At 55.4% G+C, this 22470-nt stretch carries 22 protein-coding genes and 2 tRNA genes; 13 read left to right on the top strand and 11 right to left on the bottom strand.

Annotated elements, in window-relative coordinates; translation table 11 throughout:
- Positions 1 to 19: 19 nt before the first annotated feature.
- Positions 20 to 1351: an amino-acid N-acetyltransferase gene (gene argA, locus L350_RS06875; RefSeq protein ID WP_022649227.1), complete on the bottom strand. Its 1332-nt coding sequence runs from the start codon at positions 1349 to 1351 to the stop codon at positions 20 to 22.
- 227 nt (positions 1352 to 1578) lie between these two features.
- On the opposite strand from argA, the gene amiC reads away from it, so the two are divergent.
- Positions 1579 to 2832 (top strand): N-acetylmuramoyl-L-alanine amidase AmiC, encoded by a 1254-nt coding sequence (amiC, locus tag L350_RS06880; RefSeq protein ID WP_022649226.1) that lies wholly within the window; start codon positions 1579 to 1581, stop codon positions 2830 to 2832.
- Positions 2833 to 2921: 89 nt separating this feature from the next.
- Here amiC and L350_RS06885 read toward each other — a convergent pair.
- Positions 2922 to 2998, bottom strand: a tRNA-Met gene (locus L350_RS06885).
- A 44-nt stretch (positions 2999 to 3042) separates the two neighbouring features.
- Positions 3043 to 3119 (bottom strand) — tRNA-Met (locus L350_RS06890).
- A 208-nt stretch (positions 3120 to 3327) separates the two neighbouring features.
- On the opposite strand from L350_RS06890, the gene mltA reads away from it, so the two are divergent.
- Positions 3328 to 4425, top strand: a complete 1098-nt coding sequence (mltA, locus tag L350_RS06895) for a murein transglycosylase A (protein ID WP_022649225.1) — start codon at positions 3328 to 3330, stop codon at positions 4423 to 4425.
- A gap of 75 nt (positions 4426 to 4500) precedes the next feature.
- Positions 4501 to 5307 (top strand): tRNA cyclic N6-threonylcarbamoyladenosine(37) synthase TcdA, encoded by an 807-nt coding sequence (tcdA, locus tag L350_RS06900; protein ID WP_006811804.1) that lies wholly within the window; start codon positions 4501 to 4503, stop codon positions 5305 to 5307.
- Here the strand turns inward: tcdA and csdE are convergent.
- Together csdE and csdA are read right to left on the bottom strand one after the other, a co-directional pair.
- Positions 5298 to 5744 carry a cysteine desulfurase sulfur acceptor subunit CsdE gene (csdE, locus tag L350_RS06905; protein WP_023298505.1) on the bottom strand — a complete coding sequence of 149 codons (447 nt, stop codon included), beginning with the start codon at positions 5742 to 5744 and terminating at the stop codon, positions 5298 to 5300. The two genes, tcdA and csdE, sit on opposite strands and share 10 nt — an antisense overlap.
- On the bottom strand, positions 5744 to 6949 hold the full coding sequence (gene csdA / locus L350_RS06910) for a cysteine desulfurase CsdA (RefSeq protein ID WP_032626023.1): 1206 nt from the start codon (positions 6947 to 6949) through the stop codon (positions 5744 to 5746). The genes csdE and csdA overlap by 1 nt, the downstream gene beginning before the upstream one ends.
- 192 nt (positions 6950 to 7141) lie before the next feature.
- Between csdA and L350_RS06915 the strand changes: the two genes are divergently transcribed.
- The 4 genes from L350_RS06915 to rlmM all read left to right on the top strand — a co-directional run bounded on the left by L350_RS06915 (position 7142) and on the right by rlmM (position 10164).
- A complete protein-coding gene (locus L350_RS06915; protein WP_015571738.1) occupies positions 7142 to 7369 on the top strand; it encodes a YgdI/YgdR family lipoprotein in 228 nt (75 codons plus the stop codon).
- Between the two features lie 349 nt (positions 7370 to 7718).
- Entirely contained in the window at positions 7719 to 8636 is a 918-nt protein-coding gene (gene gcvA, locus L350_RS06920) for a glycine cleavage system transcriptional regulator GcvA (protein ID WP_022649222.1), read from the top strand.
- 39 nt (positions 8637 to 8675) lie between these two features.
- Entirely contained in the window at positions 8676 to 9071 is a 396-nt protein-coding gene (locus L350_RS06925) for a DUF423 domain-containing protein (protein WP_003862756.1), read from the top strand.
- Positions 9064 to 10164 (top strand): 23S rRNA (cytidine(2498)-2'-O)-methyltransferase RlmM, encoded by a 1101-nt coding sequence (gene rlmM / locus L350_RS06930; RefSeq protein WP_022649221.1) that lies wholly within the window; start codon positions 9064 to 9066, stop codon positions 10162 to 10164. Before L350_RS06925 ends, rlmM begins: the two co-directional genes overlap by 8 nt.
- A gap of 57 nt (positions 10165 to 10221) precedes the next feature.
- On the opposite strand, the gene xni is transcribed toward rlmM, so the two are convergent.
- The 5 genes from xni to queF form a co-directional block, all read right to left on the bottom strand.
- Positions 10222 to 10977, bottom strand: a complete 756-nt coding sequence (xni, locus tag L350_RS06935) for a flap endonuclease Xni (RefSeq protein WP_032626021.1) — start codon at positions 10975 to 10977, stop codon at positions 10222 to 10224.
- A 112-nt stretch (positions 10978 to 11089) separates the two neighbouring features.
- Positions 11090 to 12457 carry an L-serine ammonia-lyase gene (locus L350_RS06940; RefSeq protein ID WP_022649219.1) on the bottom strand — a complete coding sequence of 456 codons (1368 nt, stop codon included), beginning with the start codon at positions 12455 to 12457 and terminating at the stop codon, positions 11090 to 11092.
- Positions 12458 to 12519: 62 nt separating this feature from the next.
- The gene (locus L350_RS06945) at positions 12520 to 13809 is read right to left on the bottom strand and encodes an HAAAP family serine/threonine permease (RefSeq protein ID WP_022649218.1); all 1290 of its coding nucleotides are present in this window, start codon (positions 13807 to 13809) and stop codon (positions 12520 to 12522) included.
- A 504-nt stretch (positions 13810 to 14313) separates the two neighbouring features.
- Positions 14314 to 15678, bottom strand: coding sequence for a nucleotide 5'-monophosphate nucleosidase PpnN (gene ppnN, locus L350_RS06950; protein ID WP_023298502.1), 1365 nt, complete (start codon positions 15676 to 15678; stop codon positions 14314 to 14316).
- Positions 15679 to 15794: 116 nt separating this feature from the next.
- Positions 15795 to 16637, bottom strand: coding sequence for an NADPH-dependent 7-cyano-7-deazaguanine reductase QueF (gene queF, locus L350_RS06955; RefSeq protein WP_023298501.1), 843 nt, complete (start codon positions 16635 to 16637; stop codon positions 15795 to 15797).
- A gap of 69 nt (positions 16638 to 16706) precedes the next feature.
- On the opposite strand from queF, the gene syd reads away from it, so the two are divergent.
- Entirely contained in the window at positions 16707 to 17252 is a 546-nt protein-coding gene (gene syd, locus L350_RS06960; protein WP_022649215.1) for a SecY-interacting protein, read from the top strand.
- A 134-nt stretch (positions 17253 to 17386) separates the two neighbouring features.
- Here syd and L350_RS24480 read toward each other — a convergent pair whose 3' ends face one another.
- Positions 17387 to 17563 (bottom strand): hypothetical protein, encoded by a 177-nt coding sequence (locus L350_RS24480; protein WP_154816618.1) that lies wholly within the window; start codon positions 17561 to 17563, stop codon positions 17387 to 17389.
- 321 nt (positions 17564 to 17884) lie between these two features.
- On the opposite strand from L350_RS24480, the gene L350_RS06965 reads away from it, so the two are divergent.
- The 5 genes from L350_RS06965 to L350_RS06990 all read left to right on the top strand — a co-directional run bounded on the left by L350_RS06965 (position 17885) and on the right by L350_RS06990 (position 22465).
- Positions 17885 to 18214, top strand: coding sequence for a YqcC family protein (locus tag L350_RS06965; protein WP_032626018.1), 330 nt, complete (start codon positions 17885 to 17887; stop codon positions 18212 to 18214).
- Positions 18211 to 18996, top strand: coding sequence for a tRNA pseudouridine(65) synthase TruC (truC, locus tag L350_RS06970; RefSeq protein ID WP_023298500.1), 786 nt, complete (start codon positions 18211 to 18213; stop codon positions 18994 to 18996). Before L350_RS06965 ends, truC begins: the two co-directional genes overlap by 4 nt.
- 15 nt (positions 18997 to 19011) lie before the next feature.
- Positions 19012 to 19461, top strand: coding sequence for a flavodoxin (locus tag L350_RS06975; protein WP_022649212.1), 450 nt, complete (start codon positions 19012 to 19014; stop codon positions 19459 to 19461).
- 308 nt (positions 19462 to 19769) lie between these two features.
- Positions 19770 to 21125: a galactarate/glucarate/glycerate transporter GudP gene (gene gudP, locus L350_RS06985; RefSeq protein ID WP_003862734.1), complete on the top strand. Its 1356-nt coding sequence runs from the start codon at positions 19770 to 19772 to the stop codon at positions 21123 to 21125.
- Positions 21125 to 22465, top strand: coding sequence for an enolase C-terminal domain-like protein (locus L350_RS06990; protein ID WP_023298498.1), 1341 nt, complete (start codon positions 21125 to 21127; stop codon positions 22463 to 22465). The genes gudP and L350_RS06990 overlap by 1 nt, the downstream gene beginning before the upstream one ends.
- Positions 22466 to 22470 lie beyond the last annotated feature (5 nt).

Below are 22470 nucleotides of genomic sequence, written 5' to 3'. Positions count from 1 at the left end.
CGACAGGAGAGGGTGATTGTTATCCCAGGTCCGCCATTAACACCTTCGAGCGGCGCTGGTAGTTGTACATCTCTTTCTTACTTTCCGGCAGAGAATCAATATCCACCGGCGTGAAGCCGCGCTCCTGGAACCAGTGAATGCTGCGCGTGGTGAGCACGAACAGCTTGCTCAGACCCATCTGGCGCGCCTGTGCCGCCACGCGTTCAAGCAGCAGTTCCCCCCGCGAGGAGCTACGGTAATCCGGGTGCACGGCAACGCACGCCATTTCGCCAATCTGCTCTTCCGGGAACGGATAAAGCGCCGCACAGGCAATGGTCAGGTTATCTCGCTGGATGATGGTGAACTTGTCGATCTCCATCTCCAGCTGCTCGCGGGAGCGGCGAACCAGAATGCCCTGTTGTTCCAGCGGACGGATCAGCTCCAGAATGCCGCCGATGTCATTGATGGTGGCACGGCGGATCTGCTCGGCGCTCTCCATTACGATCTGCGTACCGATCCCGTCCCGGGAGAACAGTTCCTGCAACAGCGCGCCGTCTTCCTGATAGCTGATCAGGTGGCTGCGGCGTACCCCGCTGCGGCACGCTTTGACGGCGCCGCGCAGAAAACGCACGGTACCGGAATAGTAATCGCCTTGTGCTTCCAGCGCTTCGACGCGCGCCTGGGCTTCATTCGGAAAAAGTTCTGGCACAATCACGCCCTCATCGTTCACGACACCCTGTGAGGAGCAAAAGCCGATCATTTTTTCCGCTTTCAGCTTGATGGCCAGCTGGGTGGCAATCTCTTCCGAGGTCAGATTAAAACTTTCACCCGTTACGGAAACGGCAACGGGTCCCATCAGGACGATCGCGCCATTGTCTAACTGGCGGTGAATGGCTTCTTCATCAATGCGCCGGATGCGGCCGCTGTGGCAGTAATCCACGCCATCGTCCACGCCGAGCGGCTGAGCGATGATAAAGTTGCCGCTCACCACGTTGATGTGCGCGCCCTGCAGCGGCGTATTACTCAGGCTCATCGACAGGCGGGCGGTGATATCGAGCTGCAACAGACCCGCCGCCTGTTTGACCAGTTCGAGGGTTTTCGCATCCGTCACGCGGGTATGTTTGTGGTAGATCGGCTCATGGTGATGGGCGGCCAGGTTGGCTTCGATTTGCGGACGTGCGCCATACACCACCACCAGACGGATGCCGAGGCTGTGCAGCAGGCCGATATCATTGACGATACTGGAAAAGTTCTCATGCTCAATGGCTTCGCCGCCAAGCATGATGACAAAGGTTTTCCCCCGATGGGTGTTGATATAGGGAACAGAATGGCGGAATCCCTGGACCAGTTCGGTTCTGCGTTCCTTAACCATGACACAACCCTTAATGAATGTTTATTCGTTATTTATGTATTTTTATTCGATTGTGGCCGCGTGTGCAAGCCAAAATTTTCTGCGACCCACAGAAAATAATAAGTAATCCGTGCGTTAACGTATGATTGTTTACCCTTTTATAGATGACAGTTTATGCGTCATTCGTTAAAGTTTTCGGTCAATTTGGGCGTTTTGTTCATCAATCAGATTTCTTGCTCGGGAGAAGCATGTCGGGATCCAATTCAGCAATAAGCCGCCGCCGCCTGTTAAAAGGGGCCGGGGCGATGTGGTTGCTTAGCGTCAGCCAGGTGGGTCTTGCCGCCACAAGCCAGGTAGTCGCGGTGCGCGTCTGGCCGTCGTCGACCTATACGCGCGTGACGGTCGAGTCCAACCGCGTGCTGAAATACAAACAATTTGCCCTCAGCAATCCTGAACGTGTGGTGGTTGATCTCGAAGGTGTGAATCTCAACTCCGTGCTTAAAGGCATGGCGGCGCAGATCCGTGGCGACGATCCTTTTATCAAATCGGCGCGTGTCGGGCAGTTCGATCCGCAAACCGTGCGCATGGTGTTTGAGCTGAAGCAGAACGTGAAACCGCAGCTCTTTGCCCTTGCGCCTGTTGCCGCCTTTAAGGAGCGCCTGGTAATGGATCTCTATCCGGCGAATGCAACGGATATTCAGGATCCGCTCCTGGCGTTACTTGAAGATTACAACAAAGGCGATCTCCAGCGGCAGGTCCCACCTGCGCAAAGTGGTCCTAAGCCGGGCAGGGCGGGGCGCGATCGTCCGATTGTGATCATGCTCGATCCTGGCCACGGCGGAGAAGATTCCGGCGCCGTTGGGAAATATCACACCCGCGAAAAAGATGTGGTGCTGCAAATTGCCCGTCGTCTGAAGGCGTTAATCGACAAAGAGGGCAATATGCGCGCCTACATGACGCGCAACGAAGATGTCTTTATCCCGCTGAAGGTCCGCGTGGCGAAAGCGCAGAAGCAGCGCGCGGATCTGTTTGTCTCTATTCATGCGGACGCCTTCACCAGCCGCCAGCCGAGCGGATCGTCGGTGTTTGCCCTGTCAACGAAAGGGGCGACCAGTACCGCCGCGAGATACCTGGCGGACACGCAGAACGCCTCGGATTTAATCGGTGGCGTGAGTAAAAGCGGGGATCGTTACGTCGACCATACGCTGTTTGATATGGTGCAGTCGCTGACCATTACCGACAGTCTGAAGTTTGGTAAAGCGGTGCTGGGCAAACTGGGCCGGGTCAACAAGCTGCACAAAAACAGCGTCGAGCAGGCCGGATTTGCGGTACTGAAAGCGCCAGATATTCCGTCCATTCTGGTCGAAACCGCGTTTATCAGTAACGTGCAAGAGGAACGCAAGCTCAAGACGGCTAAATTCCAGCAGGAAGTGGCGGAGTCGATTCTGGCGGGTATTCGGGCCTATTTCTCAGACGGGGAAACGCTGGCGCGGCGGGGATAGGGTATTACGCCGGGTATCTCGCCCGGCACTTTCACAAACGGCAGATACAAAAAAACACCCTTAAGGGTGTTTATTGTTTTAAGAAGTGTTGGTTGCGGGGGCCGGATTTGAACCGACGACCTTCGGGTTATGAGCCCGACGAGCTACCAGGCTGCTCCACCCCGCGTCCGTCTTTCTACAGTCGTAGAAGATACTTCATCAAATTTTAATTGGTTGCGGGGGCCGGATTTGAACCGACGACCTTCGGGTTATGAGCCCGACGAGCTACCAGGCTGCTCCACCCCGCGTCCGTGGAAGCGCACTATACTCGGATAGGTTTGTGATGCAACCCCTTTTTCGCATAATTCATTATTTTGTATGCAAAATGAACGGGAATAGCCACTTTGGACTATTTTTTGTCCAGAATTTGCCAAAGGGAAGGCGATCGCATTTCATTACCACGGTGGGTTTGTTATCTTCATCACGCGGAATTGGGCAACTAAAAGACGAGATATAATGAAAGGACGTTGGGTGAAGTATCTGATGACAGGCGCAATGGTAGCGATTCTTGCGGCCTGCTCTTCCAAACCGACCGATCGCGGTCAACAGTATAAAGACGGGAAGTTATCCCAGCCTTTCTCTTTAGTTAACCAGCCAGATGCCGTGGGTGCTCCAATCAATGCCGGGGATTTCTCCGAGCAGGTGTACCAGATCCGCAAAGCGTCGCCGCGCCTGTATGGCTCACAGAACAACGTTTATAGTGCAGTGCAGGACTGGCTGCGTGCTGGCGGTGATACGCGCAATATGCGCCAGTTTGGTATTGACGCGTGGCAGATGGAAGGGGCGGATAACTACGGTAACGTTCAGTTTACCGGCTACTACACCCCGGTTGTCCAGGCACGACACACGCGTCAGGGCGAATTCCAGTATCCGATTTACCGCATGCCGCCAAAACGCGGTCGTCTCCCGTCACGCGCTGAAATCTATGCCGGTGCGCTTAGCGAAAATTACGTGCTGGCCTACAGCAACTCGCTGATGGATAACTTCATCATGGACGTGCAGGGCAGCGGCTATATTGATTTTGGCGACGGCTCGCCGCTGAACTTCTTTAGCTATGCCGGGAAAAACGGCCATGCCTATCGCAGCATCGGTAAGGTGCTCATCGACCGTGGTGAAGTGAAACGAGAAGATATGTCGATGCAGGCGATCCGCGAGTGGGGCGAAAAACACAGCGAAGCGGAAGTGCGTGAGCTGCTTGAGCAGAATCCATCGTTTGTCTTCTTCAAACCGCAGAACTTTGCGCCGGTGAAAGGGGCGAGCGCCGTCCCGCTGATTGGCCGCGCTTCTGTGGCATCGGATCGTTCGATTATCCCAGCGGGTACCACGCTGCTGGCGGAAGTCCCTCTCCTCGACAACAACGGCAAATTCAACGGCAAGTATGAATTACGCCTGATGGTGGCGCTGGACGTGGGCGGGGCGATTAAAGGTCAGCACTTCGATATTTACCAGGGCATCGGCCCGGATGCCGGCCACCGTGCAGGCTGGTATAACCACTACGGGCGCGTGTGGGTGCTGAAGACAGCGCCGGGTACCGGGAACGTATTTAGCGGCTGAGTGTGGTATTCTGAGCGCAAGACGGATTACGGTTCAGGGTGAGGAATACCTCACCCTTTTTACATCTGAGGTTTTATGTCTGTGGTAATCAGCGATGCCTGGCGCCAGCGTTTCGGCGGCACGGCACGGTTATACGGTGAAAAAGCCCTGCAACTGTTCGCGGATGCGCATGTCTGCGTGGTGGGCATTGGTGGCGTGGGTTCGTGGGCGGCAGAAGCGCTGGCGAGAACCGGCATTGGCGCAATTACGTTGATTGATATGGATGACGTCTGCGTCACTAACACTAACCGTCAGATCCACGCCCTGCGTGATAACGTCGGTCTGGCGAAGTCCGAGGTGATGGCGGAGCGTATTCGTCTCATCAACCCGGAGTGCCGCGTAACGGTGATTGACGACTTTGTGACGGCAGATAACGTCGCGGAGTACATGAGCAAAGGCTACAGCTATGTGATTGACGCCATCGACAGCGTGCGGCCAAAAGCGGCGCTGATCGCTTACTGTCGTCGTTACAAGGTGCCGCTGGTGACAACGGGCGGCGCGGGTGGACAAATTGATCCGACGCAGATCCAGGTGGCAGATCTGGCGAAAACCATTCAGGATCCACTGGCCGCTAAGCTGCGCGAGCGCTTAAAAAGCGACTTCAACGTGGTGAAGAACAGTAAAGGCAAGCTGGGCGTGGACTGTGTGTTCTCGACAGAAGCGCTGGTTTATCCGCAGGCGGATGGTTCGGTCTGTGCAATGAAAAGCACAGCGGAAGGGCCAAAGCGGATGGATTGTGCCTCAGGGTTTGGAGCGGCCACCATGGTGACCGCCTCCTTCGGCTTTGTGGCGGTCTCTCACGCCCTGAAGAAGATGATGGCGAAGGCGGAACGTCAGGCCTGAGCCTGACGGGCGGCATCCAGCACCGCGTCGTTTAGCGCAATCAGTCCCTGACCGCGCGAGGCGCTAAGCTGCGTGCGAAGTCCCAGCTCATCAAACAGCGCCAGCGGAGAATGCACCAGCAGCTCTGCGGCGCTTTTCCCTTCGATTGCGGTCAACAGCACCGCCAGCAGACCGCGAACAATGCGTCCCTCGCTGTCGCCGAAGAAATGCAGTTTCTCACCGGATATGCTAAACCCAAGCCAGACGCGGTTCTCGCAGCCAGCTATCTCCTTCGCCTGCGATTTCAGTTCGTCTGACAGCGTGGGCAACTGTTTGCCCAGCAGGATCAACTGACGATATTTATCTTCCCACTGCGTGAGCGGGACGAAGGTCTGTTTTAACGTCTCTTCAGTGATAACGGTGCCGAACGGATGCCCGGCTAAGGCTGAACTTGTCATTAATCCACCAGTAATTCCAGGGCGCGGTCGACGGCGGAAACCAGCGCGTCGACGTCACTTTTTGTGTTGTACGGTGCAAACGAGGCGCGCAGGGTACCGCTCACCCCCATGGCCGCCAGCAGCGGCTGGGCGCAGTGCTGTCCTGCGCGCAGGGCAATGCCGTATCCGGCAAGCAGCGTCACCATGTCGCTATGGTGTACGCCCGCAAAATCAAAGGCGAGCAGGCTGGAGTCCTGGACGCGGAACGAGCGAAACCCGGGGCGTTTCTTAAGCTCTTCTTCTGCCAGCGTCGCCAGGCCCCGGCTCCAGCTTTCAGCCTGAGCCACGTCCGTATCTGCGAGAAATTCGAGCGCTGCGCTCAGACCGATAACCCCTGCCACGTTCGGCGTACCGGCTTCCAGGCGGTAAGGCACATCCTGCGTTTTGAAACCGTCGAAGGTGACTTCGGTAATCATCTTGCCGCCGCCGAGCCACGGCGTCATCCGGGCCAGCAGTTCAGGTTTGCCGTACAGCGCGCCGATACCGGTTGGCCCGTACAATTTATGCCCTGAGAAGGCATAGAAGTCGATATCCAGCGCCTGAACGTTAGCCGGAAAATGCACCACACCCTGCGCACCGTCGACCATTACTACCACGCCGCTGGCATGGGCAATCTCAATGGCGCGCGCCAGATCCGGACAGCCGCCGGTGACGTTGGACATCTGCCCCAGCGCCAGAATACGGCTGCGCGGCGTAATCAGCTCAGGCAGACGCGCCACGTCAGGCAGGAAGTCTGTACCCAACGGGAGTTTTACAACCCGTGCCCCGGTTTGTTCGGCCACCATCAGCCAGGGCACCAGGTTGGCGTGGTGTTCCGCCTCGCTGACGATGATCTCATCCCCGGGCTTCAACAGCGGACGCGCGTAACATTGCGCCACCATGTTAATGGCCTCGGTAGTGCCCCGCGTCCAGACGATGTTCTTACCGCTGTCAGCATTGATCAGGCGCGCGACCTGATCCCGTGCGGCTTCGTATTGCGCCGTTAAGCGCTGCGCGTCGGCATACTGGCTGCGGTGCACGTTCCCGGCGCTCAGGCTGTAAAACTGGCGGGTCGCCTCAATCACCGCCTGCGGCTTAAGGGCCGTGGCGGCGCTATCAAGATAAATGCCGGCATCGGCCAGCGCAGGAAACTGTGCGCGAAACTGCGCAGGACTGAAAGCGTTCATGGAATTCCTCATATCGATTCTACGATCGTCGCGCAAATTCATCGACAGGGCAAGGAAGTTGATATCTATCAGATTTGTCTGCTTATCCTGGCGAGTCTGAAAAAGCAGGTTATGCTAAATAGTGTTAGGCGGATGTTTTAGCCTGTTATAAATCGAGGTTTGAATAGCATTAATTGCTAAAGGAGAATAATCATGAAAAAGACAGCTGCAATCATTTCTGCCTGTGCGTTGACCTTTGCCCTGAGCGCATGTTCTGGAAATAACTACGTAATGCATACCAACGATGGTCGATCTATCGTCTCTGAAGGGAAACCGACAACCGATAATGATACCGGGATGATTTCATATAAAGATGCTAACGGGAACAAACAGCAGATCAATCGCAGTGACGTGAAAGAGATGAAGGAAATCGAGCATTAACAGTTAGATAAGCGAAAAAAAGCACCGCAAGTTGGCGGTGCTACATTAATCACTATGGACAGACAGGGTAAATGTACAGGAAGTGAAAAATTGGTAGCGTTGCTACCGTGGTCTGAATCGCAGACCAATTGCAAACACAACAACACAACATCACAACCGTAAGCCAAAAGCCCTTCAGAACACGCATTCCAAAAAAAGCTTTTCGTTCCGGCTCAGGAAGTGCCGCCACTATAGGTATTTGCTGGTAGTTCCTCAACGGACAAATTATAATGGCTCAGATAAAAAAAACTAATAGGTTAAACGTTGTTTCCTATATGTTAAATCTCGTTAACATCTAAGCCAGATAACCATGTCCAAGCGATTGCCACCCCTAAATGCATTACGTGTTTTTGATGCAGCAGCACGCCACCTCAGCTTCACCCGCGCAGCCGATGAGCTTTTTGTGACACAGGCCGCAGTAAGTCATCAAATCAAGTCTCTGGAGGATTTTCTGGGGCTTAAGCTGTTCCGTCGACGCAACCGTTCGTTGCTGTTGACCGAAGAAGGGCAGAGCTATTTTCAGGATATTAAAGAGATTTTCTCCCAGCTGACGGAAGCCACCCGTAAGCTTCAGGCACGGAGCGCAAAAGGTGCCCTGACTGTGAGTTTATTGCCCAGTTTTGCCATTCAGTGGCTGGTGCCGCGACTCTCAAGCTTTAACTCAACTTATCCGGGAATCGATGTCCGAATCCAGGCGGTGGACCGTCAGGAAGACAAGCTTGCAGACGATGTGGATGTGGCGATTTTTTACGGTCGTGGTAACTGGCCGGGCTTGCGTGTTGAAAAATTATACGCAGAATATCTGCTGCCGGTCTGTTCACCACTGCTGCTGACGGGGGAGAAAGCGCTCAAAACGCCCGCCGATCTGGCGCAACACACGCTTTTGCACGATGCGTCGCGTCGCGACTGGCAAACTTATACCCGCCAGTTAGGTCTTAATCATATAAACGTGCAGCAGGGGCCCATTTTTAGCCACAGCGCGATGGTGTTACAGGCTGCCATTCACGGGCAGGGCGTGGCATTAGCGAATAACGTCATGGCGCAGTCCGAAATTGAGGCAGGCCGTCTGGTTTGCCCATTTAACGATGTACTGGTCAGCAAGAATGCATTTTATCTGGTTTGTCATGACAGTCAGGCAGAACTGGGTAAAATAGCCGCTTTCCGGCAGTGGATACTGGCGAAAGCGGCAAGCGAGCAAGAAAAATTCCGCTTCAGGTATGAACAATAACGTTTGTGTGCCGGGCACGCATTAATTCAGGACTTAAACATGACCAGCCGATTCATGCTGATTTTCGCCGCGGTGAGTGGCTTTATTTTTGTAGCTCTGGGCGCGTTTGGCGCGCATGTCTTAAGCAAGTCTTTGGGCGTTGTGGAGATGGGCTGGATCCAGACCGGCCTTGAATATCAGGCGTTCCACACGCTGGCAATTTTTGGGCTGGCGGTGGCGATGCAGCGCCGTATCAGCATCTGGTTTTACTGGAGCAGCGTCTTTCTGGCGCTGGGTACCGTACTGTTCAGCGGCAGTCTCTACTGTCTGGCGCTGTCGCATTTACGCCTGTGGGCGTTTGTTACACCTGTCGGCGGCGTCAGCTTCCTGGCGGGTTGGGTTTTAATGTTTATCGGAGCTATCCGTCTGAAACGCAAGGGCGTTGTTCATGAATAAGGTTGTTTTATATTGTCGCCCGGGGTTTGAGAAAGAGTGCGCCGCGGAAATCACCGATAAAGCGGCGAAGCGTGAAGTCTTCGGATTCGCTCGCGTCAAAGAGAACGCGGGCTATGTGGTATTTGAATGCTATCAGCCTGATGATGCCGACAAGCTGGCGCGCGAACTGCCGTTCAGCTCGCTGATTTTCGCCCGTCAGATGTTTGTCGCGGGCGAATTACTGAAAGATCTTCCGCCGGAGGATCGCATCACGCCGATTGTTGGCCTGTTGCAGGGCGTGGTGGAGAAGGGCGGCGATTTGCGCGTGGAAGTGGCTGACACCAATGAAAGCAAAGAGCTGATGAAGTTCTGCCGTAAGTTTACCGTGCCGCTCCGCGCGGCACTGCGTGATGCGGGAGTGCTGACAAACTACGAAACGCCAAAGCGTCCAGTCGTGCATATCTTCTTTATTGCGCCAGGATGTTGCTACACCGGCTACTCGTATACCACCAATAACTCGCCGTTCTTTATGGGGATCCCGCGTCTGCGCTTCCCGTCAGACGCGCCGAGCCGTTCAACCCTGAAGCTGGAAGAGGCGTTCCACGTCTTTATCCCGGCGGACGAGTGGGACGAACGTCTGGCAAACGGCATGTATGCCGTCGATCTTGGCGCGTGCCCGGGCGGCTGGACCTATCAGCTGGTGAAACGCAACATGTGGGTTTCGTCTGTGGATAACGGCCCGATGGCGCAAAGCCTGATGGACACCGGGCAGGTCACCTGGCTGCGTGAAGATGGTTTCCGCTACCGTCCTACCCGTAACAACATCTCCTGGATGGTGTGCGACATGGTAGAAAAACCGGCGAAAGTCGCGGCGCTGATGGCCTCCTGGCTGGTGAACGGCTGGTGTCGTGAGACGATTTTCAACCTCAAGCTGCCGATGAAAAAGCGTTACGAAGAGGTGTCGCAGAACCTGGCTTATATTCAGCAGCAACTGGACGAACACGGGATTAACGCGGAAATCCAGGCGCGTCAGCTGTATCACGACCGTGAAGAAGTGACGGTGCATATCCGTCGCTGGTGGGCGGCCGTGGGTGGGCGTCGCGACGAGCGATAACGTTTGTAACGCCCGGTGGCGCTGCGCTTACCGGGCCTACAAAATCGTGTAGTTGTTTTAACGTTCTAACCTTAACTGCTGTAAATTCCCGTCCAGCTGTAAATCCGTCTGTAGCGTTGCGATTTCCCGGCAGATAAACGCCATCTCTTTATTCGCCTCCAGCTTCTTGCGCCATTTTTCCGGCACTTCCTCAAGCCTTGCGTAAATCCCTTCCAGATTCTGAAACTCCGTCAGCAGCTGTGCGGCACTTTTGGGTCCAATACCGGCGACACCCGGCACTCTGGAGCTGCTGATCCCCGCCAGCCCCCAGTAATCCGGCAATTGCTCAGGCGATACGCCAAACTCGCTGGCAATAAATGGCGCGTCCAGCCAGCGTTTCTGGAAGTAGTCGCGGATGCGGACCGTTGGAGAGAGCAGCTGGCAGTAGCCTTTGTCGGTTGAAACGATAGTCGCCTGATGCCCGGCGCTCGCGACTTTAACCGCCAGCGTTGCGGCTAAATCATCAGCCTCATTACCGTGTGCGCCCCAGCACGGAACGCCGCGCTGTTCAAAGGCCGCGCGTATAACGGGCATTTCGGCGTGCAGATCGTCCGGCATCGGCGCACGCCCGGCTTTGTAGTCCGGCAGGCGCTGGTGCCGCCAGCCGGTATTGCGTGCTTCATCGTCGAATACGGCAACAGCGTGGGTGGGTTCGCTATGGCGAATGAGCTGCTCCAGCGCGTGTAAACAGGTGTCCTTGCAGGGGGTGCCCTGTACCGCGTGAATACGGCGAATCAGGTTAAGTGCATCGACGATAAGCAAATGAACGGCCACAGATAATCTCCCTTATGTCTAATGGGGGAAGGGTAACACTGAGCGCAGCATGAAACTATGAATGGTGGGGAAAACAGGAAGAAGCCTCGCAAAACGAGGCTTCCTGAGAAGCTTAATCGCAGGTAACGATCTTCATCGCCAGGCCACCGCGGGAGGTTTCGCGGTATTTGGCGTTCATATCTTTACCGGTTTCGTACATGGTTTCGATAACCTTGTCGAGACACACGCGCGGTTCGCTGGTGCGGCGCAGCGCCATACGGGCCGCGTTCACCGCTTTCACAGAGGCGATGGCGTTACGCTCGATGCATGGCACCTGGACCTGTCCGCCGACCGGATCGCAGGTCAGCCCCAGGTTATGCTCCATGCCGATTTCCGCCGCAATACAAACCTGCGCAGGACTTGCGCCAAGCAGTTCGGCCAGGCCCGCCGCCGCCATAGAGCAGGCTACGCCCACTTCACCCTGACAGCCCACTTCCGCGCCGGAAATCGAGGCGTTCATCTTGTACAGTGAGCCAATCGCACTGGCGACCAGCATATACCGCGCGAGTGAGTTTGCATTCACTTCACGGATAAACTTGTCGTAATACGCCAGGACCGCCGGAACAATGCCGCACGCCCCGTTGGTTGGCGCGGTGACGACGCGGCCACCCGCGGCGTTCTCTTCGTTCACCGCCAGCGCGAACATGTTGATCCAGTCGACAACGGCCATCGGGTCGGTGGTGGTTTTGTCGGTGCTGACCAGCATGCGGCGCAGCGCAGCCGCACGACGTGGAACACGCAGTTTCCCCGGCAGCACGCCTTCGGTGGTGATCCCGCGCTCAATGCCGCTGCGCATCACTTCCCAGACGTTTGCGAAGTGCTGTTCCAGCTCCTCTTTGCTGTGCAGGGCCAGCTCATTTTTCATCATCAGGCCGGAGAGAGATAGGCCTGTCTCCTGGCAGTGACGCTGTAAATCGGCCGCGTTTTTGTACGGGTACGGCACCTCAACGGCGGAGCCGTTGGTTTGACCAAAATGGTCTTCGTCGACGATAAACCCGCCGCCGATGGAGTAATACGTCTGGCTGTAAACCGCTTTATCGCCGACCAGCGCGGTAATGCGCATGCCGTTTTCGTGCAGCGACAGGTTATCCGCATGGAAATTCATGCAGTGGTCAACCGGAAATTCAACTTCGTGCTCGCCGTTCGCCAGCAGCAAACGACCATGGGTGTTCACGTCCTGGATAAAGCCAGGAATGGAGTCAATATCAACGGTATCCGGCAGGTTACCCGCCAGCCCCATGATAATGGCAATATCGGTATGGTGGCCTTTACCGGTCAGGGAAAGGGAACCGTATACATCGACAACCACGCGGGTGATGTCGTGCAAAATGCCGCGTGCAATCAAGTCATCCGTGAATTGTTTACCGGCTTTCATTGGTCCGACGGTGTGAGAGCTGGAAGGACCAATACCGATTTTGAAGATATCGAATACGCTAATCATGATGCGTCCATTGCTTCAGTCAGAGGGGAGGAGTGCGCCATCCGCAGACGGCGCAGGAGGTATTAGCTGAACAGCGAGTAGAAAATAGCGGAGATGGCAATCAGACCCATCACAACAACGAACACGTTGCTGATATGGCCGCTGTATTTACGCATCGCTGGCACTTTCTGAATCGCGTACATCGGCATCAGGAACAGAATCATCGCGATAATCGGGCCGCCCAGGGTTTCAATCATGCCCAGAATGCTTGGGTTCAGGGTGGCTACCGCCCAGGTGGTCACCAGCATGAACAGCGCGGTGATTTTGTTCAGACGGTTGATTTCAATGCTCTTGCCTTTACCGCGCAGGGATTTAATCACCATACCGTTGAAGCCTTCACGTGCGCCCAGGTAGTGGCCCAGGAAGGATTTGGTGATGGCGATAATCGCGATGATCGGTGCCATCCACGCAATCAGCGGTGCGTTAAAGTGGTTTGCTAGGTAGGACAGAATAGAGATGTTCTGCTCTTTCGCCGCCGCCAGATCCGCCGGGGAGAGGCTCAGCACGCAGCTGAACACGAAGAACATAACTGTCAGTACCATCATGATGTGTGCGCGAGCCAGGATGCTGGAGCACTTCTTCTCTGCGCCATTGCCGTACTCTTCACGCTTCGCCACCGCGAAGGAGGAGATGATTGGCGAGTGGTTGAAGGAGAACACCATTACCGGGATCGCCAGCCACAGGGTCAGTAGCAGGCCGTTACCGGTTGCGGATGCGCTGCTCAGAGACAGAGTTTCCAGCGCAGCGCCGTTCCACTGTGGGATCAGGTACAGCGCCAGCACCATCAGGGCTGCAACAAACGGGAATACCAGCACGCTCATCGCTTTGACAATCATCTGCTCGCCAAAGCGCACGATGGTCATCATACCGACGATCAGGATCAGGGACAGGATCGCACGCGGCGGCGGGGTCATCTGCAGCTGGTGCATCATGAAGCTTTCAACGGTGTTGGTGATAGCAACGCTATACACCAGCAGAATCGGGTAAATCGCGAAGAAGTAGAGCAGGGTAATCAGCTTACCTGCGCCGACGCCGAAGTGTTCTTCAACGACTTCAGTAATGTCTTCGCCCGGGTTTTTACCGGACAGCACGAAGCGGGTCAGGCCGCGGTGTGCAAAGAAGGTCATCGGAAAGGCGATGATGGCCATGATGATCAGCGGGATCAGACCGCCGACACCTGCGTTGATAGGAAGGAACAGTACACCAGCGCCGATTGCCGTGCCGTACAGGCCAAGCATCCACATGGTATCCGTTTTGCGCCAACCGCTTCGGGATTCAATCGAAGCAACGGTGCTGGTTTGAGTGGTTTCCATCTGTATCTCCTGGAGGAAGCAAATTGTCAGGTTTTTAGTCAAATCCGATGAAAAAGTGCCTGACGGTAATATGAAATTCGTTCAGTGACGGTTTTTTAATAATTTTTGCCCGTAACTATTGGCGGGCGGAAAGATACATTCTCGTTATGAATCTATCAGTGATCGCGATCCCAAATGCAATAATCCACTTATGATGTGGGCATATTTAGACCATTTATCTGTTAAAAAAACATCAAAGAGGATTTACGGGCGCGAAGGCTACCATTAACGACATGTTTTCGAAAAGGCTGACCCGCGAGATAGGTGTCTTTCGCTGTAAAGAAATAGGATTTTAGGATTTTCTGGCAGGTAATTTCGATTAAGGCTGATTATTTACGGTTTCAAAAACGAGGTAATCGTTTGCGCAGACGCCAGATTTGTTAATAACATTGAAGATCGCTATGAATTACATCACTAATAAAAAAGCCGGATGACAATCCGGCTTGAGAGGAGGGAAAGGACGCTTTATTTGATGATTTCGTAACAGGGAATATAGGCAGAACCCGGAAGTTTCATGCGGTGCTGAGCCACAAAGCCCTGCAGCATGTCATCCATGCGGCGCATCATCTCCGGGTCACCGTGGATTTTATACGGCCCGAACTCCTCAATCGCGCGGATCCCCACCTCCTTCACGTTCCCCGCCACGATGCCAGAGAAGGCGCGACGCAGGTCAGCTGCCAGTACTTCCACCGGCTGATCCGGATAGAGTTTGAGGTTCGCCATGTTCTCATGCGACGGCTCGAAGGGGATCTGGAGATCCGGTGCGATACGGATGGACCAGTTAAAGCTGTAGGCATCCCCGGTATCACGACGGTTCTCTTTCACCAGCGGCATCGCTTTTTTCATCTGACGGGCCACTTCTGCGGCATCGTCAATAATAATGCGGTAGTGACGGCGCGCGTCTTCCCCCAGCGTATGCACGATAAACTCGTCCAGCACGCGGAAATAGTCGGCGCTCTCTTTCGGGCCGGTCAGGATCAGCGGCAGAACCTGATTTTTGTTGGCCGGGTTCATCAGGATCCCGAGCAGATAAAGCAGTTCTTCCGCCGTACCTACGCCGCCCGGGAAGATGATAATGCCGTGCGCGATACGGACAAACGCCTCAAGACGTTTTTCGATATCCGGCATAATAATCAGTTCGTTAACCAGCGGGTTAGGCGGCTCAGCGGCGATGATCGACGGCTCGGTCATGCCGATAAAACGGCCTTCTTTATAGCGTTGCTGCGCGTGTCCTACTGCCGCGCCTTTCATCGGCGCTTCCATCGCGCCAGGACCGCAGCCGGTACAGATGTTCAGCTCGCGCAGGCCGAGCTGATTACCCACGCGGCGGGCGTACAGGTATTCGGTTTCGTTAATAGAGTGACCACCCCAGCAGACGACCATGTTCGGCGCTTCGCCAACGTGCAGGGCGCGGGCGTTACGCAGAATGGAGAAAACCAGGTTGGTGATATGAACGGAGCTTTCCAGATCGAGATGCTGGAAACGACCGGCGTTGCTGATCTGTCCGTTAACAAACAGGATGTCGCGCAGCACGGCAAAAAGGTTGGCCTGAAGTGAGCGAATAATACGCCCATCGACAAACGCCTCTTCCGGCGGGTTGATCACTTCCAGCTTCACCCCGCGCTCGCGGCGCAGCACATTGATATCAAAACTTTCGAAGCGGGACAGCAGCTCTTTACTGTTGTCGGTCAGGCTTCCGGAGTTCAGTACAGCAAGTGAACAGTTACGAAACAGTTGATACAGGTCGCTACTGGCGGTGCGTTTAAGCATATCCACTTCCAGTTGCGACAACATATCCATAGAGCCAAGCGGGCTAATATGTGTAATCAAGTGAGCTCCTTATGGGACGATTATCGTCTTTCCCTGTTGATTACAATAGCCCTGGCTTATGACGTTTCACAACACTTCGGGCGGAATACCGCCCGCATATTGTGAAAATATTTATCTTACTGGCGCACCAGCCGTCCGGTGGCAGGCACAAAATCGGTATTGGTGCGCCATGGGTTAATGTCCAGGCCGCCGCGACGGGTATAGCGGGCATAAACGCTCAGCTTTTCGGGCTGGCAGAAACGCTGTATGTCATTGAAGATGCGTTCCACGCACTGCTCGTGGAATTCGTTGTGATGACGGAATGACACCAGGTAACGAAGCAGCTTTTCCCGGTCAATCTGCGGGCCGCGATACTGGATCTGTACCGAGCCCCAGTCCGGCTGATGGGTGATAAGGCAGTTGGATTTCAGCAGATGGCTGACCAGCGTTTCGTCGACCACTTTTCCGCCCGCCGCGTTTTCCAGATAGTCGGTGCTAAATTCGTAGCTCTCCACATCAATGTCCTGATCGTCGATGCAGGTGCCGTGGAAATGGGCGATGGGCTGACCTTCCAGCTCATGCAGACGGTATAACGAGACGGTTACGTTCCCCTGCGCGCACGCGCTTAAATCACGTTCAAGCGTCTGTTGTACCTCGTCCCAGCTGTTAAATTTGGTCTGGTTAAAGCTGTTGAGATAGAGCTTAAAGCTCTTGGATTCGACCAGGTTTACGCTGGCGTAATCCAGCTCGACATGGCCCACGGCTACCTGCGGCAGACCGCGCGCATTCAGCCAGGAGAGTTCGTACAGCGTCCAGATGTCGCCGCCGACGAACGGCAGCGCGTCGGCATGAAGGCCAAGCGGATCGCGGTTCAGGCTGCGCGGCACACCCTGAAGCAGGCTTGCGTCGTAGGTGTCGCGGTAATCGGTCGATTTACCCAGCGTTAAGCCCGTTAACGCCTGATGATTTTCGTAAGACATGTTTCATAGCCACTTTACAGGTACACTTAGGGGCTGAGTTTATCCTGTCTTACAAGAAGAGAGAAATCGGTGGATATCGAAACTGCAAATGCCCTGACGTCCTTCACGACCCGCTATTGCGATGCCTGGCATGAAAAGCGGGGGACGTGGCCGCAAAGTACTGACTTATATGGCGTGCCGTCACCGTGCATTATCGCTTCGCAGGATGATTACGTTATCTGGCAACCGAAACCGTTCACGGGCGAGCAGAATGTAAATGCGGTTGAACGCGCAATGGACATTGTGATACAACCTGCGCTTCATGCAATTTATACCACGCAGTTTGCCGGGGATATGACTGCATGTTTTGCAGGACAGCCGCTGACGCTGCTGCAAACCTGGAGCGAAGACGATCTTCAACGCGTTCAGGAAAACCTCATTGGTCACCTGGTCACGCAAAAACGCCTTAAGCTCTCCCCGACTCTCTTTATTGCGACGCTCGACAGTGAACTGGACGTCATTTCAGTCTGCAACCTGTCTGGCGAGGTCATTAAAGAGACGCTCGGCACCCGCAATCGCGACGTTCTCGCGCCTTCTCTTGCGGATTTTCTTACCCGACTTGAGCCGCTTCTGTAATCCATGATGCTACTGGACGTGTGAGAGATCTCTTACACGCACTGTGAGACATCGCCGAAACAATTAGCTTTGTCTTAGAGATTTCAGATTAATATTAGTTTCCCTTTCAACAGGTTGGCGATTTCCTGAAACGATTATCCCCGTTTCGCCAGGCTTACCTTGCTCACAGGGTGGGTTGTAAGACGAGGCAGAATAGCGGATTCTATCTGTGTCGACAGGATGCCGACGCGAGAAACGAACATCAGGATGATGGCGTTTCTCACCAGGAACACGTCAGGACGACGCCGCAGGAAGGCTTCAGGATGAAGCAAAGTGGATCACGCAGGATGCGTAAGGGACACCTCCAGGAAGGAGAACGTGAGCCGGTCAGGATGGTCGGTGGGTCAGGATGGCCAGGACGTTTCAGGACGAAACCTACACGTCAGGATGATGTGAGCAGGAAGCAAAAGGTAAAGGGATGACCAGGCCTTCGGGCATCAGGAAAAGTTGTCACGGATGAGCAGGGAGCACGTATTGTAGCTGGAATGCTGCGAAACGAACCGGGAGCACTGTTTTTACAGTGCTCCCTTTTTTTATTTCTTTCTTCCGCAATGCTATGCTTCGCGCCATTCCGTTTTTCAGTTGAGGTTACTATGACGCATCACGATAGCGTTCGTGCGCAGTTGCACGCCATCGAAGCCCTTATGCGCCAGCATCAGCTGTGGCAGGAAAGTGCGCCGCAGCCAGACGCGTTCGCCAGCACCCAGCCGTTTTGTCTGGATACGCTGTCTCCATTCGAATGGCTCCAGTGGGTATTAATTCCGCGCATGCACGCGCTGCTGGAAGGGGGACACGCGTTGCCCCAGGCGTTTGCCGTCTCTCCCTATTACGAAATGGCGCTGGAGGCGACCCACCCGGCGCGCGACGTTATGCTGGTTGAGCTGGAAAAGCTGGATGGGCTTTTCGCCGGTGACGATGCATGACGCTTGAGATCCTGTATCAGGATGAGTGGCTGGTGGCGGTGAATAAACCGTCCGGCTGGCTGGTACACCGAAGCTGGCTCGATCGCGATGAGAAAGTGGTTGTTATGCAAACCGTGCGCGACCAAATCGGTCAGCACGTCTTTACTGCCCACCGTCTGGATCGGCCAACCTCTGGCGTTCTGCTGATGGGGCTTTCCAGTGAGGCCGGGCGCCTGCTGTCGCAGCAGTTTGAACAGCACCAGATCCAGAAGCGCTACCACGCCATTGTGCGCGGCTGGCTGACGGATTCCGCCACGCTGGATTATCCGCTGGTGGAGGAACTGGATAAAATCGCCGATAAATTTGCCCGCGAAGATAAAGGTCCGCAGCCTGCGGTGACCGACTATCGCGGTATGGCGACCACAGAACTGCCGGTGGCGACCAGCAAATTTCCCACTACGCGATACAGTCTGGTTGAGCTTTTGCCCAAAACGGGGCGCAAGCACCAGCTTCGCCGCCACCTTGCACATCTGCGCCACCCAATTATCGGCGACAGCAAGCACGGCGATCTGCGGCAGAACCGCAGCGCGGCAGAGCACTTTGGCTGTAACCGACTGATGCTGCACGCCAGCGAGCTAAGCCTGACGCACCCGTTTACCGGCGAACCGCTGACTATTCGCGCGGGGCTGGACGAGGTCTGGATGCAGGCGCTGTCACAGTTTGGCTGGCTGGGACAACTCCCCGAAAATGAAAGGGTTGAGTTTGCCGCAGGCAACGTTCAGGATGAACAGCAAGCGCAATAATTACGGGAGCAAAGCATGGCTGAAGTAGGTATTTTTGTCGGCACGATGTACGGCAACTCGCTGCTGGTTGCGGAGGAAGCAGAAGCAATCCTCGTCAATCAGGGCCATAAAGCAACGGTCTATGAAGACCCGGAGCTGGCGGACTGGGAAAAGTATAAAGATAAATACATTCTGGTGGTGACCTCCACCACCGGGCAGGGCGATCTCCCGGACAGCATCGTCCCGCTTTTCCAGGGCATTAAAGACCAGCTTGGCTATCAGCCAGATGTTCACTATGGCATCATCGCCCTCGGCGATAGCTCTTACGCCAATTTCTGCGGCGGCGGTAAGCAGTTCGACGCGCTGTTGCAGGAACAGCACGCTCAGCGGGTCGGCGAGATGTTACTGATTGATGCTGGCGAGCACCCCGAACCGGAAAGCGAGTCAAATCCCTGGGTTGAACATTGGGCCACGCTCCTGAACTAACCCTGTACTATACGAGCTGTAGGCCGGGTAGGGCGTAGCCGCCACCCGGCAACGAAGCTGCACCATATCCTCAATTCCGTGAAGTATCTTCCACCACTTTGGGCTTATGCCCCAAACCACGTTCCCCACGCCCGTCAATGTTGTGTTCCTGCACGGTGAGAGAACCGGTCACTCCTTCATATACTTTTCCCGTCACTATAAAACGGCTTCGGGCCGTACCAAAACCAAACACAAATCTCTCATTCTGATTACCCTACAGGTGCTGTACAGAATGAACCAGGCGAAAGCTATGTTTCAGGAGTGCAACAATGAGTACATTAAGCCACGCGGCGAGCAGCGCTGAGAAGCGCACCAACGCCCGATACTGGATAGTGGTGATGCTGTTTATCGTCACCTCTTTCAACTACGGCGACCGTGCCACGTTATCCATTGCCGGCTCTGAGATGGCAAAGGACATCGGACTTGATCCGGTGGGTATGGGTTATGTTTTCTCCGCATTTTCATGGGCCTACGTAATCGGCCAAATCCCTGGCGGCTGGCTGCTGGACCGCTTTGGCTCAAAACGGGTCTATTTCTGGTCCATTTTCATCTGGTCGATGTTTACCCTGTTACAGGGCTTCGTGGATATCTTCAGCGGCTTCGGCATTATCATTGCGCTCTTTACCCTCCGCTTCCTGGTGGGTTTAGCGGAAGCGCCATCTTTCCCGGGCAACAGCCGCATTGTGGCCGCCTGGTTCCCGGCGCAGGAGAGGGGAACGGCGGTAGCAATCTTTAACTCGGCGCAATACTTTGCGACGGTTATTTTCGCGCCAATTATGGGCTGGCTGACGCACGAAGTGGGCTGGTCGCACGTCTTCTTCTTCATGGGCGGGCTGGGGATCGTCATCAGCTTTATCTGGCTGAAAGTGATCCACGAACCAAACCAGCACCCGGGCGTGAACAAGAAAGAGCTGGACTACATTGCTGAAGGCGGGGCGCTGATCAACATGGATCAGAAAACCCAGAAAGCAAAAGTCCCGTTCAGCCAGAAATGGGGGCAGATCAAACAGCTCGTCGGCTCACGGATGATGATCGGTATCTATCTCGGCCAGTACTGCATTAACGCCTTAACCTACTTCTTCATCACCTGGTTCCCGGTTTACCTGGTGCAGGCGCGCGGGATGTCGATTCTGAAGGCGGGTTTTGTCGCCTCTGTGCCAGCCATCTGCGGCTTCGTGGGCGGGGTGCTCGGCGGGGTCATCTCCGACTGGCTGATGCGTCGCACCGGTTCGCTGAATATTGCGCGTAAAACGCCAATCGTGCTCGGCATGCTGCTCTCCATGACCATGGTGTTCTGTAACTACGTCAGCGCGGAGTGGATGATTATCGGCTTTATGGCGATGGCCTTCTTCGGTAAAGGCATTGGCGCGCTGGGCTGGGCGGTGATGGCAGATACCGCGCCGAAAGAGATCAGCGGCCTGAGCGGCGGTCTGTTCAACATGTTTGGCAACATTTCCGGCATTGTCACCCCAATCGCTATCGGTTACATCGTCGGCACCACCGGCTCCTTCAATGGTGCGCTGATTTATGTAGGCGTCCATGCGCTGGTGGCGGTACTCAGTTACCTGGTGCTGGTGGGGGACATCAAACGAATCGAACTGAAACCTGTTGGGGAGCGCGGATGATGACAACGCAATCAAGCCCGATTGTGACGGAGATGAAAGTCATCCCGGTGGCGGGTCAGGACAGCATGCTGCTCAACATTGGCGGCGCGCATAACGCCTGGTTCACCCGCAACATCGTGGTGCTGACCGACAGCGCAGGGAATACCGGCGTCGGGGAAGCGCCGGGCGGAGAGGTGATTTACCAGACGCTGGTCGACGCCATCCCGCAGGTGGTTGGGCAGGAGGTCGCCCGCCTGAACAAGGTGGTTCAGCGGGTGCATAAGGGCAACCAGTCGGCTGATTTTGATACCTTCGGCAAAGGCGCCTGGACGTTTGAACTGCGCGTTAACGCGGTGGCGGCGCTGGAGGCGGCTCTCCTTGATTTACTGGGCAAGGCGCTGAACGTGCCGGTCTGCGAACTGCTGGGGCCAGGCAAACAGCGTGATGCAGTAACGGTGCTGGGCTATCTGTTCTACGTTGGCGACCGGACGAAAACCGATCTGCCGTATCTGGAACGCTCGCCGGGCAGCCACGCGTGGTATCACCTGCGTCATCAGGAAGCGCTCTCTGGCGAGGCGGTGGTACGCCTGGCAGAGGCGGCGCAGGATCGCTACGGCTTTAAAGACTTCAAGCTGAAAGGCGGCGTTCTGCCGGGCGAACAGGAGATTGACAGCGTGCGCGCGTTGAAAAAACGCTTCCCGGAGGCACGCATCACCGTCGATCCTAACGGCGCCTGGCGGCTGGATGAAGCTATCGCGCTGTGCAAAGGACTGGGCGACGTGCTGACCTACGCGGAAGATCCGTGCGGCGCCGAGCAGGGCTTTTCTGGCCGCGAGGTGATGGCCGAATTCCGCCGCGCTACCGGGCTGCCGGTTGCGACCAACATGATCGCCACTAACTGGCGCGAAATGGGCCACGCGGTGATGCTGAATGCGGTGGACATACCGCTGGCTGATCCGCACTTCTGGACCCTTTCCGGCGCGGTGCGCGTGGCGCAGCTGTGCGATGACTGGGGGCTCACCTGGGGCTGCCACTCCAATAACCATTTCGACATTTCGCTGGCGATGTTTACCCACGTTGGCGCGGCGGCGCCGGGTAACCCGACCGCCATCGATACGCACTGGATCTGGCAGGAAGGCGAAGCGCGCCTGACCAAAAATCCACTTGAAATCAAAAACGGCACCATTGCCGTACCGGATGCGCCGGGGCTGGGCGTAGAGCTTGACTGGGATCAGATCCACAAGGCGCATGAAGCGTATAAAAAACTGCCGGGCGGCGCGCGCAACGACGCAGGCCCGATGCAGTACCTTATCCCCGGCTGGACATTTGACCGTAAGCGCCCTGTATTTGGACGTCACTGATAAAA

Source organism: Enterobacter sp. MGH 4 (assembly GCF_000534735.1).
In the GTDB taxonomy this organism is placed as follows: Bacteria; Pseudomonadota; Gammaproteobacteria; order Enterobacterales; family Enterobacteriaceae; genus Enterobacter; species Enterobacter intestinihominis.
The sequence above is the reverse complement of the archived record's forward strand: the minus strand, read 5'-3'. Positions and strand labels throughout refer to the sequence as shown.

Excerpts from the sequence above, each read along its gene's own strand:
- amiC (WP_022649226.1), top strand. The coding sequence starts at position 1,579 with ATGTCGGGATCCAATTCAGCAATAAGCCGCCGCCGCCTGTTAAAAGGG.
- L350_RS06990 (WP_023298498.1), top strand. The coding sequence starts at position 21,125 with ATGACAACGCAATCAAGCCCGATTGTGACGGAGATGAAAGTCATCCCG.
- argA (WP_022649227.1), bottom strand. The coding sequence starts at position 1,351 with ATGGTTAAGGAACGCAGAACCGAACTGGTCCAGGGATTCCGCCATTCT.
- rlmM (WP_022649221.1), top strand. The coding sequence starts at position 9,064 with ATGAATAAGGTTGTTTTATATTGTCGCCCGGGGTTTGAGAAAGAGTGC.
- L350_RS06945 (WP_022649218.1), bottom strand. The coding sequence starts at position 13,809 with ATGGAAACCACTCAAACCAGCACCGTTGCTTCGATTGAATCCCGAAGC.
- csdE (WP_023298505.1), bottom strand. The coding sequence starts at position 5,744 with ATGACAAGTTCAGCCTTAGCCGGGCATCCGTTCGGCACCGTTATCACT.
- L350_RS06975 (WP_022649212.1), top strand. The coding sequence starts at position 19,012 with ATGGCTGAAGTAGGTATTTTTGTCGGCACGATGTACGGCAACTCGCTG.
- gcvA (WP_022649222.1), top strand. The coding sequence starts at position 7,719 with ATGTCCAAGCGATTGCCACCCCTAAATGCATTACGTGTTTTTGATGCA.
- L350_RS06915 (WP_015571738.1), top strand. The coding sequence starts at position 7,142 with ATGAAAAAGACAGCTGCAATCATTTCTGCCTGTGCGTTGACCTTTGCC.
- mltA (WP_022649225.1), top strand. The coding sequence starts at position 3,328 with ATGAAAGGACGTTGGGTGAAGTATCTGATGACAGGCGCAATGGTAGCG.
- csdA (WP_032626023.1), bottom strand. The coding sequence starts at position 6,949 with ATGAACGCTTTCAGTCCTGCGCAGTTTCGCGCACAGTTTCCTGCGCTG.
- L350_RS06940 (WP_022649219.1), bottom strand. The coding sequence starts at position 12,457 with ATGATTAGCGTATTCGATATCTTCAAAATCGGTATTGGTCCTTCCAGC.
- tcdA (WP_006811804.1), top strand. The coding sequence starts at position 4,501 with ATGTCTGTGGTAATCAGCGATGCCTGGCGCCAGCGTTTCGGCGGCACG.
- gudP (WP_003862734.1), top strand. The coding sequence starts at position 19,770 with ATGAGTACATTAAGCCACGCGGCGAGCAGCGCTGAGAAGCGCACCAAC.
- L350_RS06965 (WP_032626018.1), top strand. The coding sequence starts at position 17,885 with ATGACGCATCACGATAGCGTTCGTGCGCAGTTGCACGCCATCGAAGCC.
- L350_RS06925 (WP_003862756.1), top strand. The coding sequence starts at position 8,676 with ATGACCAGCCGATTCATGCTGATTTTCGCCGCGGTGAGTGGCTTTATT.
- truC (WP_023298500.1), top strand. The coding sequence starts at position 18,211 with ATGACGCTTGAGATCCTGTATCAGGATGAGTGGCTGGTGGCGGTGAAT.
- queF (WP_023298501.1), bottom strand. The coding sequence starts at position 16,637 with ATGTCTTACGAAAATCATCAGGCGTTAACGGGCTTAACGCTGGGTAAA.